Below are 15896 nucleotides of genomic sequence, written 5' to 3'. Positions count from 1 at the left end.
TTGGGCTGTTTAACAGCCCAATCTTGTATAATGAATTAAAGCACTTCTAATTTTGCCATGCCTAAAATCAACCACTTATCACCGCCTTCTGCAAAGCGCACTTGGACTTTCGCGCGTTCACCATAACCCTCGCACGCCATTAAAATGCCCTCGCCTAATAATGGATGTTTCACTCTTTGCCCCAGCTGTAAATTAAGGGCTTGGTGCGCTACTTGCGTTTGTTGGACGCTAGATTTTCTAGGCGCTTGATGGGCTGGTGCTGGCCGTTTTTCTGGAAACGTATTGATTTCCTGCAGATGTTGGCTTGGAATCTCGCGCAAAAAGCGCGAAGGTAGATGGCGCTCCTCACGACCAAAAATACGCCGGCTACGTGCATATGTCAGGTAGAGAGTACGCATTGCCCGGGTAATCCCTACATACATGAGGCGTCTTTCTTCCTCTAGTTCTTGCGGCTCGTGTGTTGAGCGTGCGTGAGGAAATAAATTTTCCTCCACCCCAGCAATAAAAACATAAGGAAATTCTAGGCCTTTGGCCGCATGCAAGGTCATTAATTGTACCGCTTCTTGGTGTTCTGCAGCTTGATGTTCACCGGCATCTAAAGCTGCATCCGCAAGAAAGCTTGCGAGTACTTGCCTACCTGCATTTTGGGTATCTTCTCCAGTTTCTATGGCCTCGGTTTGCATCGGCTGATACGTCCGTACCGCTGAGATGAGCTCTTGCAGGTTTTCTACCCGAGTACGTCCTTGTTCTCCCTTTTCTAAGGCGTGATGTTCAAGCAGGCCACTGGTGTTCAGCACTTCTTGGATAATCTCATGCAGGGCTAGGGGTTGAATCTGCGCTTGTAAATGTTCAATTAGGTGCAGAAACGCGAGCACTTTGGCACGAGTTGTCCCTGTGAACAGGCCTTGGGTACATAAGGCTTGTGCGGCATCCCACAAGGCGATGCCTTCTTGTAAGGCATACTGACGCAGACGCTCAAGCGTACGGCTACCAATCCCACGCGCGGGCACATTAATAATGCGTTCTAACGCAGCATCATCTTGTGGATGCACTAACACACGTAAGTAAGCCAAAGCATTTTTAATTTCTAAGCGTTCGTAAAAACGCTGACCACCAAAAATACGATAAGGCAAGCGCGCACGCCGTAAGGCTTCTTCTAAAGCACGCGATTGCGCATTCGAACGATATAACACCCCAACTTGGGTATAAGTGAAGTCTGCCGCTTGGCGTAATTTGCGGATTTGATTGACGATAAAAGTCGCCTCGTCTTGCTCATCCAAGCTAGCATACACTTGAATGGCTTGCCCTTGCGCACCTTGGGTCCAGAGTTGTTTGCCTAAACGTTGTGGATTATGCGCAATCAAGGCATTGGCGGCGGCTAAAATATGGCCGCTAGAGCGGTAATTTTGCTCCAAACGCAAGACTTCACAGGGACGAAAATCTTCACTAAAGGCGTGGATATTTTCAATTCGTGCCCCGCGCCAGCCATAGATGGATTGATCATCATCACCAACCACGGTGAGTTTAGCATCTTGCCCAGCAAGCAAACGTAGCCAAGCATATTGCAAAGTATTGGTATCTTGAAATTCGTCGACCAGAATATGACGGAATCTTTGCTGATAATGCGCCAAAATATCGGAATGATCACGTAAAAGCTCATGTACAGCGAGTAAAAGTTCGGCAAAATCTACTAAGGATTTACGCCGACAGGCTTGTTCATACAAAGCATAAATTTCTGCATATTGTTTTTGTTCTTGGGTGACAGCCAATACATAAGCAGCACGGCAACCTTCTTCCTTTTGTTGATTAATAAAATGTTGCACTTGGCGTGGTGAGATGGCTTCATCATCGATTTGATGATCTTTAAATAAGCGCTTAATGATCCTTAATTGATCATCTGCATCCAGAATCTGGAAACTCTCTTCTAAACCCAATACATGCGCATGGCGGCGCAATATTCGATGCGCAATACCGTGAAAAGTACCCATCCAAACCGTATCTGCCTCGGCGATGCCGACCGCTTGCAAACGCTCGCGCATTTCACGTGCGGCTTTATTGGTAAAAGTGACTGCAAGTAGTTGCCAAGGATAGGCCGATTGTTGCTGTAATAAATACGCGATACGCTGCACTAACACACGCGTTTTGCCTGAACCTGCGCCGGCAAGCACTAATAAATAAGGGCTATTTGAGGTAACCGCAGCTTCTTGCTGTGGGTTGAGATCGACTAGAAGATCAGAGGTAGAAGAAAGCGTCATAATTCTCTCAAGAAGATGTGATTAGAAATTTGGTCTATGGGCATCACCAGCGGAAACTATGCACAAAAGATACGCATCAGGTACACTGAGTTGCATTAAATAATAACAAGAATTCTAATTGGATGACTGCGGGAACATGAAGCTATGGCCAAAAAAGACAGGACGTCGTATCGACGCAAAGTAAGACAACATCAGGTTTCAGGGCGTTTAAAATCCCAACTGGTACAAGCACAGCGTGAAATTGATGCGCTCACTCATCAAAGGGAACGTTTTGCACGCGCGGTTGAGGCAAGCAATTTGGGGTTATGGGAATGGGATTTACAATCCGATGCCATTTATCATTCACATTTTGAGCAAATTTTTGGCTATCAAGAAGACGAAGTACCGCATTTTATGGGGAATTTGCAGCCCTTTGTGCATTCGGAAGATTACCCCAAATTAAGACGCGCCTTGGTGGATAACCTCAAAGGCTATACAGATCAATTCCGGTGCCGTTTTCGGATTCAGCATAAAAGTGGTGCTTGGCGTTGGATTGAAGATAACGGCCGTGTCGTGGAACGGGAGCCAGACACCGGACGCGCATTACGTATGCTGGGAACCCGTCGTGATATTAGTGATGAGCAAGAAAGACACGAACGCTTGCGTTTAGCTTGGCGGGTTTTTGATGTCTCCACGGAAGCCATTTTTATTTTAGATCATGCATACCGCATTATTTTTGTTAATGCGGCTTTTACACGTATCAGTGGCTTTAGTAAGGCAGAGGTATTAAACCGACGTTTTTTAGAAATTTATCAGCATGTGACTTCTGACCTTGTCGAACATTACCGACAAATTGGGCAAACCTTACGTGAACGTGGCCATTGGGAAGGTGAGCTAGAAGAACAGCGAAAATCCGGGGAAGTCTATCCCCAATGGTTAAAGGTGTATGCCGTACCCTCGACTTATACAAACGAATATCACTATATCGGGATGTTCTCTGATTTAACCCAAAGACGCCAAGCAGAAGAACGCCTCACTTATTTAGCCAATTATGATTCCCTCACTGGATTAGCCAACCGTAACCAATTCCGTGATCGTTTGCATGTCAGCTTAAATCATGCACGGATTTACAATCAAAAAGTGGCTTTATTACATGTAGATTTAGATCGTTTTAAAGCCATTAATAATACCCTAGGCCACGAGGTCGGCGATGCCTTATTAAAGGAAACCGCGCAGCGTATCAGTGCCTGCGTGCGGGATGCAGATACCATAGCGCGTTTAGGTGGCGATGAATTTGTACTTGTCCTTAAAAACTGCCGTCATTATGACGCGGTTTTATCTGTTGGTCAGCGGATTATCGAGCAATTAAAGCGCCCCTTTATTTTGCTTGGCCATGAACTTTTAATGTCAGCCAGTATTGGCGTGAGCTTATTTCCTGATCACAGCCGAGAGCTACAAGTTCTGATTAATCAAGCGGATATGGCACGTAATCGTGCTAAGCAACTTGGTGGCGATAATGTGCAGCTGTACAGCGAGGATATGCAGGATGGTTCTTTAGAACGTTTGCGCTTGGAAAGAGATTTACGCCAAGCCCTACAAAGATCAAGCTTACAAGTATATTACCAACCTAAGCTGTGTTTGCGTCTTAATCGGATTACCCAAGCGGAAGCCTTAGTGCGTTGGCCACACCCGCAAGATGGCATGATTTCCCCAGGGATTTTTGTGCCACTAGCGGAGGAAACCGGACTGATTTGGGCATTAGGCGAGCAGGTACTCTATGAATCTTGTTGTCAAATTGCCGCTTGGTGTGCGCAAGGATTAGAAATTAAAGTTGCGGTCAATATTTCCGCGCATCAGTTGCGTAATGACAAGCTGGTGGATTTAGTACAAAAAATTCTCGCAGAAACCCAAGCGCCACCGCATCTGTTAGAGCTGGAGTTAACCGAAAGTTGCTTGATGGAAGATGCCAGCGCAACCCGAGATATTATGCACAGATTGCGCAATTTAGGTATTACCTTGGCGATTGATGACTTTGGTACTGGTTACTCTTCCTTAGGGTATTTACAGCGTTTTCCTGTCGATGTGCTTAAAATTGATCGTTGTTTTCTACAAGAAATTACCAGTGATGAACAACCGGGGACTTTAACCCGTGCGATTGTAGCCCTTGGCCATGGTTTGGGTTTACATGTGGTCGGTGAAGGGGTGGAAACCGCTGCACAAATTGCCTTTTTACGACGTTTACATTGTGATTTTGCCCAAGGCTATTACATTAGCCCGCCGGTTCCGGCCACTGAGTTTGTGCAAGTCTTACAAGATTGGCAGCAGAGCCGTGCCCAAGCGTTAGCACCTTAATGAGGTGAGGGTGGGGAAGCGCTTATCCAGCGCGCAAAAAAGGCCCCCCATAAGGAGGCCCTCTATTGCCCTAGCAAGCCGGATTTGTTTAACCCAAGAGGTTAGGTAAAAACAGGGAAATACTTGGAATATAAGTAATCAGAATGAGGAAGAGTAACAATAAGCTCAACCAAGGTAAGGCGGCTTTAATCACCCAAGTCATAGGACGCCCTGTAATCCCAGCGGTCACAAAAAGATTCAAACCGACCGGTGGTGTTAACATACCAATCTCCATATTGACCACCATGATAATCCCTAAATGAATCGGATCTATACCTAATTGAGTGGCAATCGGGAATAAAATCGGCGCCATAATCAGCAAAATAGCCGAAGGCTCCATAAAGTTCCCTGCGGCTAACAGCAGCAGGTTCATTACGATCAAAAAGCCCCAAGCGGGTAATCCCCAGTTGACAATGGTTTCTGCAATCGTGTGCGGAATGCGTTCTGTGGTCAGTACATGTGCAAAGAGCATGGCATTAGCAATAATAAACAGCAGCATTAAGCTAACTTTGACTGAATCCAAAACCACTTTGCGCACTTCCTCATCCCAAAAAGATTTTGGGAAGGCCCAACTAATTTGCCATAGATTACGGCCAAGGCAGCGTGCTAAAGGCTCTTGAGCATGTCGCCAAGGGATATTTTTTAACGGCCCCATATCCCGATAACCAAAAACAGCGACCAACCAAGCATATAAAGCGGCCACTGCAGCGGCTTCGGTTGGGCTGGCAATGCCGCCGTAAATTGAGCCGAGAACAATAATAATCAGCATTAAGCCGCCCATAGCAATACTGCCTGAGCGCAAAACTTGGCGAACCCCTGGGAAAGGTTGTGCGGGTAAGTTTTTCATGCGTGCGACGATATAAATCGCAATCATCAAAATCCCACCCATCATTAACCCAGGGATCAAACCGGCCATAAACATTTTGGCAGCAGAAACTTCAGTTGCCGCGGAATACACCAGCATGACAATCGAAGGTGGGATTAAAATTCCCAAGGTCCCCGCATTAGAGATGACCCCAGCAGCAAAGGATTCTGGATAGCCAGAACGCACCATACCCGCAATCACGATGGAGCCAATCGCCGCCACAGTCGCAGGTGAAGAGCCAGAAACAGCGGCAAATAGCATACACGCCACGACGGAAGCCATAGCTAAGCCACCGCGCACATGACCAATAGCATCTACAGCAAAATTAATCAGACGTTTGGCCACACCACCTGTAGATAAAAAGGCAGAGGATAAGATAAAAAACGGAATCGCTAATAAGGTGTAGTGATGCGATAAGGCTTCAAATAATTTCAGCGCAATCGAGGCCAGAGAATCATCCGAAAATAGCAAAATCGTGGTCACGCTGGAAAAGCCAAGTGCAAAAGCAATCGGCATTCCCATAAAGATACAGCCAAAGAGTAATAAAAAAAGTATGCCTATGGTCATGATTTAGGCTCCTGAGCATCTTTTGTTGCATCGGCAGCCACTGTTTGGCTGATTGCAGAAGCTTGTTCTGCTTTTAGTTCTTGTGCGAGCTGCATGCTTTCTTCGCCTTCATCCGCTAGATGAAAGCCTTCTGTTTCACCGCGCCATACCTTCCAAGCCAGTTCCAGAAAGCGCACAACCAACAGCATAAAACCGATTGGTAAGATCATTAAGGCCACCCATTTAGGTAAGGCGACATCTTCCATCTCGATTCCTATGTCATACATGAGGCTGATATAGTCGTAAGCTCCCAATAAAAACAAAGCACAATACACAAGACAAATGGCCAAAGCAGTCAGGGTGACCCAACGACGTAAAGGGGCAGGCAGGAGCTTGACCACCACATCCACCCCAATATGGGCACCGACTTTCACCCCATAAGAGGCACCAAAGAGGACAAACCAAGCAGCGGTATACAAGGTGACTTCTTGCGCCCAAGCAATCCCAGCGTTAAAGACAAAGCGCATCACCACTTCGGCAAACACTAGAAACGTCATAAAGACTAATAAAATGGCGAGGATATTTTCTTCTAAACGATGAATTAGACGTAATCCCATCAGGATTCCTCCCGTAATGCACCTGCAGGGTAAAAAATGCGCTGCCCAAAGTAGGCAGCGCTAAGCAGGAGAGAAACGGTTATTAAATTAAGGTTGATTGGCGTCTAAAGCTGCTTGAATGACATCAGCACCGATTTCTTTTTCAAACTCTTTCCAAACAGGGCGCATCGCTTCTACCCATAAAGCCCGCTCTTGTTCACCAATGCTAATCACTTGAGTCACGCCAGAATCAATAATTAACTGACGGTCTTTTTCTTCTTGCTCGCGTGCAACTTGATTACCATAGGCAATGGCTTCATCCATAGCTTTTTTCATTTCTGTGCGGACTTCATCTGGAAGTTTTTTCCAGAAACGCGCTGAGGTCACCACCATGTAATCCAGTAAACCGTGGTTAGTTTCTGTGATATAGGGCTGAACTTCGAAGAATTTCTTTGAATAAATATTGGTCCAGGGATTTTCTGTACCATCAATCGCACGGGTTTGTAGCAAGGTGAACACTTCAGAGAAAGGCTTTTTCAAAGGGACCGCATCAACGGCTTCAAACTGGGCGGCTAAAACATCCGAAGTTTGGATACGGAATTTTTTGCCCGCAGCATCTGCAGGTACGCGAATCGGGTCATACGCCGATAAATGCTTCATGCCATTGTGGATATAGCCTAACCCCATCAAGCCTTTACGCTCTAATGAGGTCAGCAACTTTTGCCCCACCGGCCCTTGCTGAAAACGATCTACCGCAGCCATATCTTTAAATAAGAAAGGTAAATCAAAAATTTGCAACTGCTTGGTGTATTTTTGGAACTTAGAAAGCGAAGGCGCCGCGATCTGTACATCGCCAAGTAACATGGCTTCTAACACTTTATCATCGCCAAAAAGTTGCGAATTTGGGTAAACCTCAACTTTGACTTTATCTCCTAAACGCTCATGCATTAACTCTTGAAAACGCAAGGCTGCCTTGCCTTTTGGCGTATTTTCTGCCACCACGTGGGCAAACTTAACAGTAATTGGGGTGGCGGCCCACAGATTGGCAGCACTGGTTAACAAACTCCCAGCTACCAAGGTGATCGCTGCTGCTAAAGTGGTTGAACGTGTTGATTTTTTTGCAAATGCTTTGAGGTGCATGGTCTGAACTCCTAGTCCTGAATCGGCTCAGGCTGTCATCAATTGTTATCATTTATTTGTTGTACTTAGGAATTTTAGGTGTGAGAGTTTCACCTAAACGTCTATAACGCAAACTTAGGGCCAAGTTGAAATTTTTAGCCACAGAAAAAATTAACTTCTTGATACAAAAAGCATTTAAATAAAAATATTTTCTGTAATTAATGTACTTGCTGGGAATTTTTGTGACTCAGCTTGATTAAATGTGTGGATTTCCGCACAAGCCAACCGAGGGAAATGGGTGGAAATAGGAACAAGGTCTCTCTGGCTGATTAGGACTTGCAGTTGAGAAGAATTATCAATATGATATGCGAATACAAATGCTGCCCATAAAAATTTATGATAGAGAATAAATATCACCTAGGGCATATTCGCAGCCTGTCTAAGGAGAGTTGGAAAAATGCAATCTTGGTTACCGAGTCCCCCCAAAGCCTTAACCTTTTGTTGTGCACTGGCCTTAGGCACAGGATTGCCAGCAATTTCAGTACATGCCAGTACCCAAGCACCTGCGAAAGTGCAACAAGCCGCACAAATCACCGCAGACGCTGTGGTCAATCAGTATGCAGAGGTAGCTTTAGCGGTATTCCAAGATGCCTTAACCAGTGCACAAGCTTTGCAAAATGCCGTTGAAGCCCTGATTGCTCAACCATCGGCAGCGACCTTGGAAACCGCACGCCAAGCGTGGAAACAAGCACGTGTTCCTTATCAGCAAAGTGAAGTTTTCCGCTTTGGCAATGTGATTGTTGACGAATGGGAAGGTCAATTAAACGCTTGGCCCTTGGATGAAGGCTTGATTGATTATGTCAAGCAAGATGCTTACCCGCACGAGCAAGGTAATGGCGGTGCCTTAGCCAATATTATTGCTAATCAAAGTATTCAAGTCGGCGCGCAAACTCTGGATGTGACCCACATTACACCAGAATTATTAGCTGAGCTTAATGAAATTGGTGGTTCGGAGGCCAATGTCGCTACTGGGTACCATGCGATTGAGTTTTTACTCTGGGGTCAAGATTTACACGGCTTTAACGAAGGTGCTGGCGAGCGTCCTTATACAGATTTTGTCACCAATGATGCTTGTACCGGTGGCCACTGTGAGCGCCGCGTTGCTTATTTACGGGCAGCCACTGAGTTATTAATTAAAGATTTGGCGTGGATGCGTGATCAATGGCAGCCCAATCAAGCGGATAATTACCGTGCGCAGCTGACACAAGCGCCTGCTCAGCAAGGTCTAGAAAAGATGCTCTACGGCATGGGCTCTTTGTCTTTAGGGGAATTGGCTGGGGAGCGTATGAAGGTGGCACTGACAGCAAATTCGGTTGAAGATGAACACGATTGTTTCAGTGATAACACCCATTATTCCCATTATTACAATGGCTTAGGTATTCAAAATGTTTATCTAGGCCGTTATCAGCGCTTGGATGGCACTTGGGTGCAAGGGCCAAGCTTAGCGGCCTTAGTTGCGCAGAAAAATGCAGATTTGGATACACGCTTGCAGGCACAACTAGAAACCACGCAAAAACGTTTGCAGACTTTGGTGACCTTAGCAGAAGCTGAAGGCTCTCCGGTGAAATTTGATATGTTGATTCGCCCCGGTAATCAAGAAGGGGCACGTGTGATTCAAGATGCCATTTTGGCTTTGGTCACGCAAACCCAAAGTATTCAAGATGCTGCCCAAGCACTCGGGATTGCAAACCTCAATCCAGATACTGCAGATCATGAATTCTAACAGGGATTTTCCCGAATGAAGGTGACAAGCCGTATTGGGCCATCAATACGGCTTTTTTCGTTATAGACCGTTTGATATAGATCAAAAAATATTTTGGTTAGCTTTTATAAAGGGAGGAGGCGAGGATGCCTCAACACATGATGCTTTTTAATAGAAAAATTATTTACCCCTTGCTCGGTGCCCTCAGCGCGACCTGTTTGCTGATTGCATCTGCCCATGCGGATCAAAGACCGCTGGCTGAGTTTGATCCCAGTGAAGTCCGTGCCGGTGGTGAGGCCACGGTGTTTAAGACAGACCGCAATGCCTTTTCTTTACCCTCGGCCAATATGAGCTTGATGCGTAAGCTGGATTTTAATGTAGGCAATAGTTTTTTCCGCAACCCTTGGGTCATTGCACCTGCAAGCACAGATGCACGTGATGGTCTTGGCCCCTTATATAACACCAACGCTTGCCAAAATTGCCATATTAAAGATGGTCGCGGCCATCCACCAGAAGCGGGCGATACGAGTGCAGTCTCTATGTTTTTGCGTTTGAGTATTCCGGCATCAACCCCTGAGCAAGAAGCGCAACGCTTGCAAGGTACCGAAGGCGTGATTCCTGATCCGATTTATGGCACTCAGTTACAAGATTTCGCGGTGCCTGGATTTCAGCCTGAAGGGCGTATGCAGATTGAGTATACCTATTTTACGGAAACCTTGGCTGATGGCACCCAAGTCGAGCTAAGAAAACCTCATTATCAAATTGCTGATCCTGCCTATGGTGCACCTGCGGAGAATATTCAGCTTTCGCCACGAGTCGCGCCGCCTATGATAGGACTGGGGCTGTTAGAAATGATCCCTGCGGAGGCCATAGTGGCGCAAGCCGATCCTGAGGATGCCAATCAAGATGGTATTTCTGGAAAAGCCAATTGGGTATGGGATATTCAAACCCAAGCGCATGAGCTCGGGCGTTTTGGTTGGAAAGCAGGTATGCCGACGGTGATGCAACAAAACTCTGGTGCCTTTGCTGGAGATATGGGCTTGACCACGCATTTGCATCCCCATACGGATTGTATGCCCACACAAGCATGTGAACGTGCGCCTAATGGCATCAGCCCAGAGTCCACCACTGGGGTAGAAGTTGAGCCACATATTAGCCAAGCCGTCGAATTTTATGCCCGTAATTTGGCTGTGCCTGCGCGTCGTCATGCAGAAGATCCGCAAGTTCTACGTGGCAAACTGTTATTTAATGAATTGGGTTGTGCAAGTTGTCATACACCCCATTGGCAAACGGCCGCGAGTGAGCAGCATCCAGAACAATCGGCACAAAACATTTGGCCTTACACAGATTTGCTTTTACATGATATGGGAGACGGCTTAGCAGATGGGCGGGCAGAGTTCCATGCCAATGGGCGGGAATGGCGTACCGCGCCTTTATGGGGTATCGGCTTAACCGAAGTGGTCAACGGCCATACCTATTTTTTACATGATGGCCGCGCACGCAATTTGACCGAGGCTATTTTGTGGCATGGCGGGGAAGCTGCCAGTGCGCAAGCCGGTTTTAAAGCCTTGGACGCACAAGATAGAGCAGCGATTTTGGCCTTTTTAAATTCTTTGTAAGCCAAGATGGAGAATCACACCTTGTCTCGATTAAGTCAAAAAATCGCCGTGGCTTGTCTCAGTAGCACCCTAAGTTTTGCTGCTTTGCCTGCTTATGCACAAACCAGTGATGCACTCGATGCGCAAACCTTTGCCGCTTTAGCCCATGCCAATCAAGATGCATTTTTGGGACATATCAGCGTCAATTTATTATTGCCTGCCCATCAACAATTTGCGCAATCCAGTGCGGCGCTGGCACAGGCTTGGCCGCAAGCCTGTGTTCAAAGTGATTTCGCTTCTTTACGCCAACAATGGCAACAGAGTATGCAAGCCTGGGCACAAGTGCGCTGGTTAACTTTTGGCCCTTTGGCGGCAGAAAATCGCGCATGGCGGGTGCAATTTTGGCCGGATAAAAAGGATTTGGTTGGACGGCAAACCCAAGCTTGGTTAGCCGTTGAGCCAACACCTGATGCACAAGCGGTTTATCAAGCCAGTATCGCGTTGCAAGGCTTGCCCGCTTTGGAATATCTGCTATTTGATCCTAAGGCACAGGGGCAAAAAAATCTGTGTGCTTTGGGGCAAGCGATCAGTGCCAATTTAGCACGCGTGAGCCAAGAGATGTATCAAGCGTGGCAAGCAGAGGAGGGCTTGGCTTATCAAGTCCGCCAAGCTGCCGTGGGTGAAGGCTATTTTCCTAGTGCCAGTGCCGCAATTAGTACCCTAGTGCGCGATATGAACTTGTATTTGCAACTGGTCAGCGAGCGCAAATTAGGACGCGCTTTGGGGGAGCCTCAGCAAAGGCGCCCTTGGCAATTAGAATTTTGGCGCAGTCAAACCAGTTTGCAAGCGATCAAAAGCAGCCTTGATACCTTAGCAGGTGTCTGGTCTGGTGATTATCAAGCACTTAATTTGCCGCAAGAAGTATCCACCTTATTGCCTGAGACCTACCAAGGGTATGGATTACGTCAATATGTGGTGGATTTAGGGCAAGCGCCTTTAGCCCAGCGTATCGATCAGGCTTGGCAGCAAGTTCAGCAAAGTTTGGCAGCGCTGACGCAAGATTCAGCTTTTGCAATTTTAAAAGCGGAAGATGCGCAGGGGATTCAAGCATTAGAAACCTTCATTCACCAACTCACCCAGTTGGAAGGCATGATTAATCAAGAACTGAATCCTCTGCTTGGTGTTGTCATTGGCTTTAATGCACAAGATGGGGATTAAGGAGGCGCTTAGGTTATCAGATGGCAGACTTTAACCCACAACGTCGTTATTGGCTGGGGCGTTTAGCAACTTTGACCACCAGTGCTTTGAGTGCGCCTTTATGGGCGCATTTAACGACAGAGACACCAGGCGCTTCTTGGCAAGCTTCCTTATTAAGTGCCGCGACAGATGCACAAGGACAGCATTATCTAGTAGCCATGGATACGCGTCTTTTATTACAAAATCAGCCGCACTTGCCAACCCAAGCGCGCGTGTATGCCAGCCCAACACGGATGCATGGCGCGGCCTTGCATCCTCAACGTCCTTGGGCAGCGTTTGTAGCACGACGTCCAGGGACACAGACCTACATTTGGGATTGGCAACAAGAAAGCTTAGTCACGACGTTAACGACACCTGAACAAGGCCATTTTTATGGGCATGGGGTCTTTAGTGCAGACGGGCGTTTTTTATACTCTTGTGAAAATACCTATCACCAAGATGCACTTGGCAACGCACAAGCACAGGGATTGCTAAGCTGTTATCAGGTGCCTGAAGCACCAGAACAGACTTGGCAGCGTGTCAGCGCCTGGCCAACAGCGGGTATAGGTCCGCACGAGTTAAAACTGAGTGTGGATGGGGAAAGTTTGTGGATTGCCAATGGCGGGTTACTCACACATCCAGATTATGGACGTGTGGCTTTAAATCTACCGCATATTGATTCGGCCTTGGTGCAATTAAATCGCCATACAGGGGAAGTGCTGGCGGCGTATCGTCCACAAGACCCTTTATTAAGCTTGCGTCACCTTGATCAAAGTGCGCATGGGGATATCTTGGTGGGGTATCAGTATCAGGGCACACCGCCAGCGAATACACCTTTATTGGCTTATTATCAAGCAGCTAGCGGTACCTTAACAGCCTTGCAAGCCAGTGCCACCCAATGGCAAGCCTTAGCGGCTTATATTGCCAGTGTTGCGATTACCCCAGATAGTCGTTGGGGGTGTGCCACTGCGCCGCGTGGACATCAAGTGAGCCTATGGGATTTATCACAGGGACGTTGCCATGCCTTATTGCCCTTGCAAGATGCCGCAGGCGTGCGTGCTTATTGGCATCCACAAAAGCAAAGCTTTGGGTTTTTAGTCACTTCTGGTACTGGGGTGCTGGCGTGGTTGGATCCGCAAACGGCAACTTTGGAATCACTGGTACAAGCCCCTTGGTCATGGGATAACCATTTAAGCGTTTGATACCGATCGTCACAAAACTCTGCGTGGCAATTACATACACATAAAAAAACCGGCCCCTTAAAGGAGCCGGTAGTGTTTTTAGAACTGGGCTGCAAGCAACCCAGTCAATGGGATTAATTACCCAAGTAGAGATAGTACAGACTGAGGACGCTGGTTTGCCTGCGCCAACACAGAAACACCGGCCTGCTGAAGTACCTGAGTACGTGACAGTTCCGCAGTTTCAGAAGCAAAGTCCGCATCACGGATACGAGAGTTCGCACCTGTGAGGTTCTCAGAAGAGACTTCCTGAGTACGGATAGTGGATTCCATACGGTTTTGGAAAGCACCCAGATCACCACGCACTTGCGCGACTGAACTAATGGCATTATCGATGGCTTCAAGGGCTTTGTTAGCACCCGCCACTGTGGAGATATCAATATCTTTCAGTGCTTGACCACCTTCAGATTGGCCATAAGTCCCAGCTTTAAAGGCAGAGTTAGCCAAACCAGCGGCACCATTGGTACCAGCTTCCACAGTAATATCTTGGGCGGCTTTTAAGGTCACAGTACTTTTAGTAATAGAAACCACATCGGTGCCAGTAGCACTTCCCACAATACCTGTAGCTGCCTGTAAACCTGCCATGTCGGTAGTACCAGTAGCATCAAGTACAATATTACGACCATCTGCAGCGACTAACTGGATGCCTTTGCTATCTTCGCCGGTATCGATCGCTGTAACGCCGGTTTGTGCGCTGACTTGGTTAATTTGAGCCACCACATCCTGGCGACGTACACCAGTATCGCTCGTTTGCGAAAACTGGATCTGCACACCATTTAAGCTAAAGGAACCAGCAGCAGTAGCACCAGCGGTAGCAAGGCTCATCGTACCGCCAAGCATAACATTTTCATCGACTTCTGCAGTCACGCCTGTTTGCTCACTAGAGCGATTAATCGCCGCCGCTAAGGCAATCGCGCTGCCCGCATTGCCTGCGATAGAGGCTGTATCGTCGGTCGCACGGGTCGCAGCAATGGAGGTATTATTAATAACCAAATCACCCGTTAGCAGGTCGTTAGAGGTACCAAAGGCAGTAGAAGCGGTGGGCAAGCTAGCACCACCTACACTTTTATTGGCAAGGGTATTAGAAACGGAAGAAACGCCTTTTTCATAGGTGTCTTCAACTAAGCCTGCGTTGGCAATATTATTAGTTGCAGATTTAACCTCAATATCACGGCCATCCACAGAACGCAGGGTATAACCACCTACATGGGTATTGGCAGTCGCGTAAGACGCTGAGTTATCTAAAGTGGCTGCTGCACCTGCAAACATATTTTGATTCAAGCCAAGAGCAGTAGCTGCGCTCGCACCTGAATTTATAGTACCCACATCAGTTGCAATACCCAGAGTAATATTACGGCCATCCGCTGCTTCTAATATTACGCCGGTAGCATCATCGCCTGTATTAATCGCAACTACACCGGTTAGATCCGATTTAGCGTTAATTGCTGCCACGACAGATTCACGATCTGCTTCAGCGTCTTGGCCACCGATACCAATAGTGACAGTCACACCATTAATCGCAATGGCCGCACTTGCAGCTGTGGCCGTAGTGCGATTTGCCATATTACCGCCTTCCACACGGTTGACATCAACTTCTGCTCTTACACCTGTTTCATCTGAATGCAGATTAAAGGCAGCCGCTTTGGCAATTGCTGAGTTGGCTTTATCGGCAAAAGAAGCCTTGTCATCTTCACGGAAAGATGGGCCAATCACCACGCCGTTAACCACGGCATCCCCTTTCGCAAGGCTTACATTATTGCCATAAGCACTGGCACCTGCACTTTCTGCAGCACCCAGTACATTAGTGCTCATATTACCGACGGTGACACCCACAGTTTGGCCTGAGTTGGCACCGATCTGGAAGTTCACACCATCAAAAGAGCCGTCAAGCAGTTTGGTACCGTTAAAGTTGGTGTCACGCACCGTACGATCAACTTCACTGACCAGGGAGGAAACTTCTTGCTGTAGTGCTGCACGGTCAGTTTCGTTCAAAGTACCGTTGGCTGCCTGTACCGCTAACTCACGCATACGCTGTAGGTTATCATTTACCGCACCCAAGGCACCTTCAGCAGTTTGTGCTAAAGAAATACCATCGTTTGCGTTACGGATACCCATGTTAGTACCGCGAATTTGCGCATCAAAGCGAGTAGAAATCGCTAGACCCGCGGCATCATCTTTGGCGCTGTTAATACGCATACCAGAAGAGAGGCGTTGTAAGGCAGTTTCGTTGGCTTTCTGAGCATTGTTCAGATTGCGCTGCGCCATGATGGACGCCATATTGGTATTAATGACTTGAGCCATGAGAATAACT

Annotated in this window: 10 protein-coding genes; 5 read left to right on the top strand and 5 right to left on the bottom strand. The window is 47.3% G+C overall.

Translation table 11 applies throughout. From position 1 onward, the window contains the following. Positions 1 to 35: 35 nt before the first annotated feature. On the bottom strand, positions 36 to 2255 hold the full coding sequence (gene uvrD / locus BMX05_RS11155) for a DNA helicase II (RefSeq protein WP_093311914.1): 2220 nt from the start codon (positions 2253 to 2255) through the stop codon (positions 36 to 38). A 144-nt stretch (positions 2256 to 2399) separates the two neighbouring features. Here uvrD and BMX05_RS11150 point away from each other — a divergent pair, with 144 nt between their 5' ends. Continuing rightward, positions 2400 to 4586: a bifunctional diguanylate cyclase/phosphodiesterase gene (locus BMX05_RS11150; RefSeq protein WP_093311910.1), complete on the top strand. Its 2187-nt coding sequence runs from the start codon at positions 2400 to 2402 to the stop codon at positions 4584 to 4586. A gap of 88 nt (positions 4587 to 4674) precedes the next feature. Here the strand turns inward: BMX05_RS11150 and BMX05_RS11145 are convergent, their stop codons facing one another. From BMX05_RS11145 to BMX05_RS11135, 3 genes are all read right to left on the bottom strand, one after another. Then, positions 4675 to 6057 carry a TRAP transporter large permease gene (locus BMX05_RS11145; protein ID WP_093311907.1) on the bottom strand — a complete coding sequence of 461 codons (1383 nt, stop codon included), beginning with the start codon at positions 6055 to 6057 and terminating at the stop codon, positions 4675 to 4677. Continuing rightward, a complete protein-coding gene (locus BMX05_RS11140) occupies positions 6054 to 6653 on the bottom strand; it encodes a TRAP transporter small permease (RefSeq protein WP_093311902.1) in 600 nt (199 codons plus the stop codon). The genes BMX05_RS11145 and BMX05_RS11140 overlap by 4 nt, the downstream gene beginning before the upstream one ends. 87 nt (positions 6654 to 6740) lie before the next feature. After that, the gene (locus BMX05_RS11135) at positions 6741 to 7772 is read right to left on the bottom strand and encodes a TRAP transporter substrate-binding protein (RefSeq protein WP_093311899.1); all 1032 of its coding nucleotides are present in this window, start codon (positions 7770 to 7772) and stop codon (positions 6741 to 6743) included. A 436-nt stretch (positions 7773 to 8208) separates the two neighbouring features. On the opposite strand from BMX05_RS11135, the gene BMX05_RS11130 reads away from it, so the two are divergent. The 4 genes from BMX05_RS11130 to BMX05_RS11115 all read left to right on the top strand — a co-directional run bounded on the left by BMX05_RS11130 (position 8209) and on the right by BMX05_RS11115 (position 13549). Next, positions 8209 to 9534: an imelysin family protein gene (locus BMX05_RS11130; RefSeq protein WP_093311894.1), complete on the top strand. Its 1326-nt coding sequence runs from the start codon at positions 8209 to 8211 to the stop codon at positions 9532 to 9534. A 125-nt stretch (positions 9535 to 9659) separates the two neighbouring features. Next, the gene (locus BMX05_RS11125) at positions 9660 to 11132 is read left to right on the top strand and encodes a di-heme oxidoreductase family protein (RefSeq protein WP_245710711.1); all 1473 of its coding nucleotides are present in this window, start codon (positions 9660 to 9662) and stop codon (positions 11130 to 11132) included. 21 nt (positions 11133 to 11153) lie between these two features. After that, positions 11154 to 12329, top strand: coding sequence for an imelysin family protein (locus BMX05_RS11120; protein WP_177166890.1), 1176 nt, complete (start codon positions 11154 to 11156; stop codon positions 12327 to 12329). Positions 12330 to 12349: 20 nt separating this feature from the next. Further along, entirely contained in the window at positions 12350 to 13549 is a 1200-nt protein-coding gene (locus BMX05_RS11115) for a DUF1513 domain-containing protein (RefSeq protein WP_093311886.1), read from the top strand. Positions 13550 to 13666: 117 nt separating this feature from the next. On the opposite strand, the gene BMX05_RS12915 is transcribed toward BMX05_RS11115, so the two are convergent. Then, positions 13667 to 15886: a flagellin N-terminal helical domain-containing protein gene (locus tag BMX05_RS12915; protein WP_093311883.1), complete on the bottom strand. Its 2220-nt coding sequence runs from the start codon at positions 15884 to 15886 to the stop codon at positions 13667 to 13669. Between the last annotated feature and the right edge of the window lie 10 nt (positions 15887 to 15896).

It is taken from the genome of Allopseudospirillum japonicum, from assembly GCF_900108915.1.
In the GTDB taxonomy this organism is placed as follows: domain Bacteria; phylum Pseudomonadota; class Gammaproteobacteria; order Pseudomonadales; family Halomonadaceae; genus Pseudospirillum; species Pseudospirillum japonicum.
The sequence above is the reverse complement of the archived record's forward strand: the minus strand, read 5'-3'. Positions and strand labels throughout refer to the sequence as shown.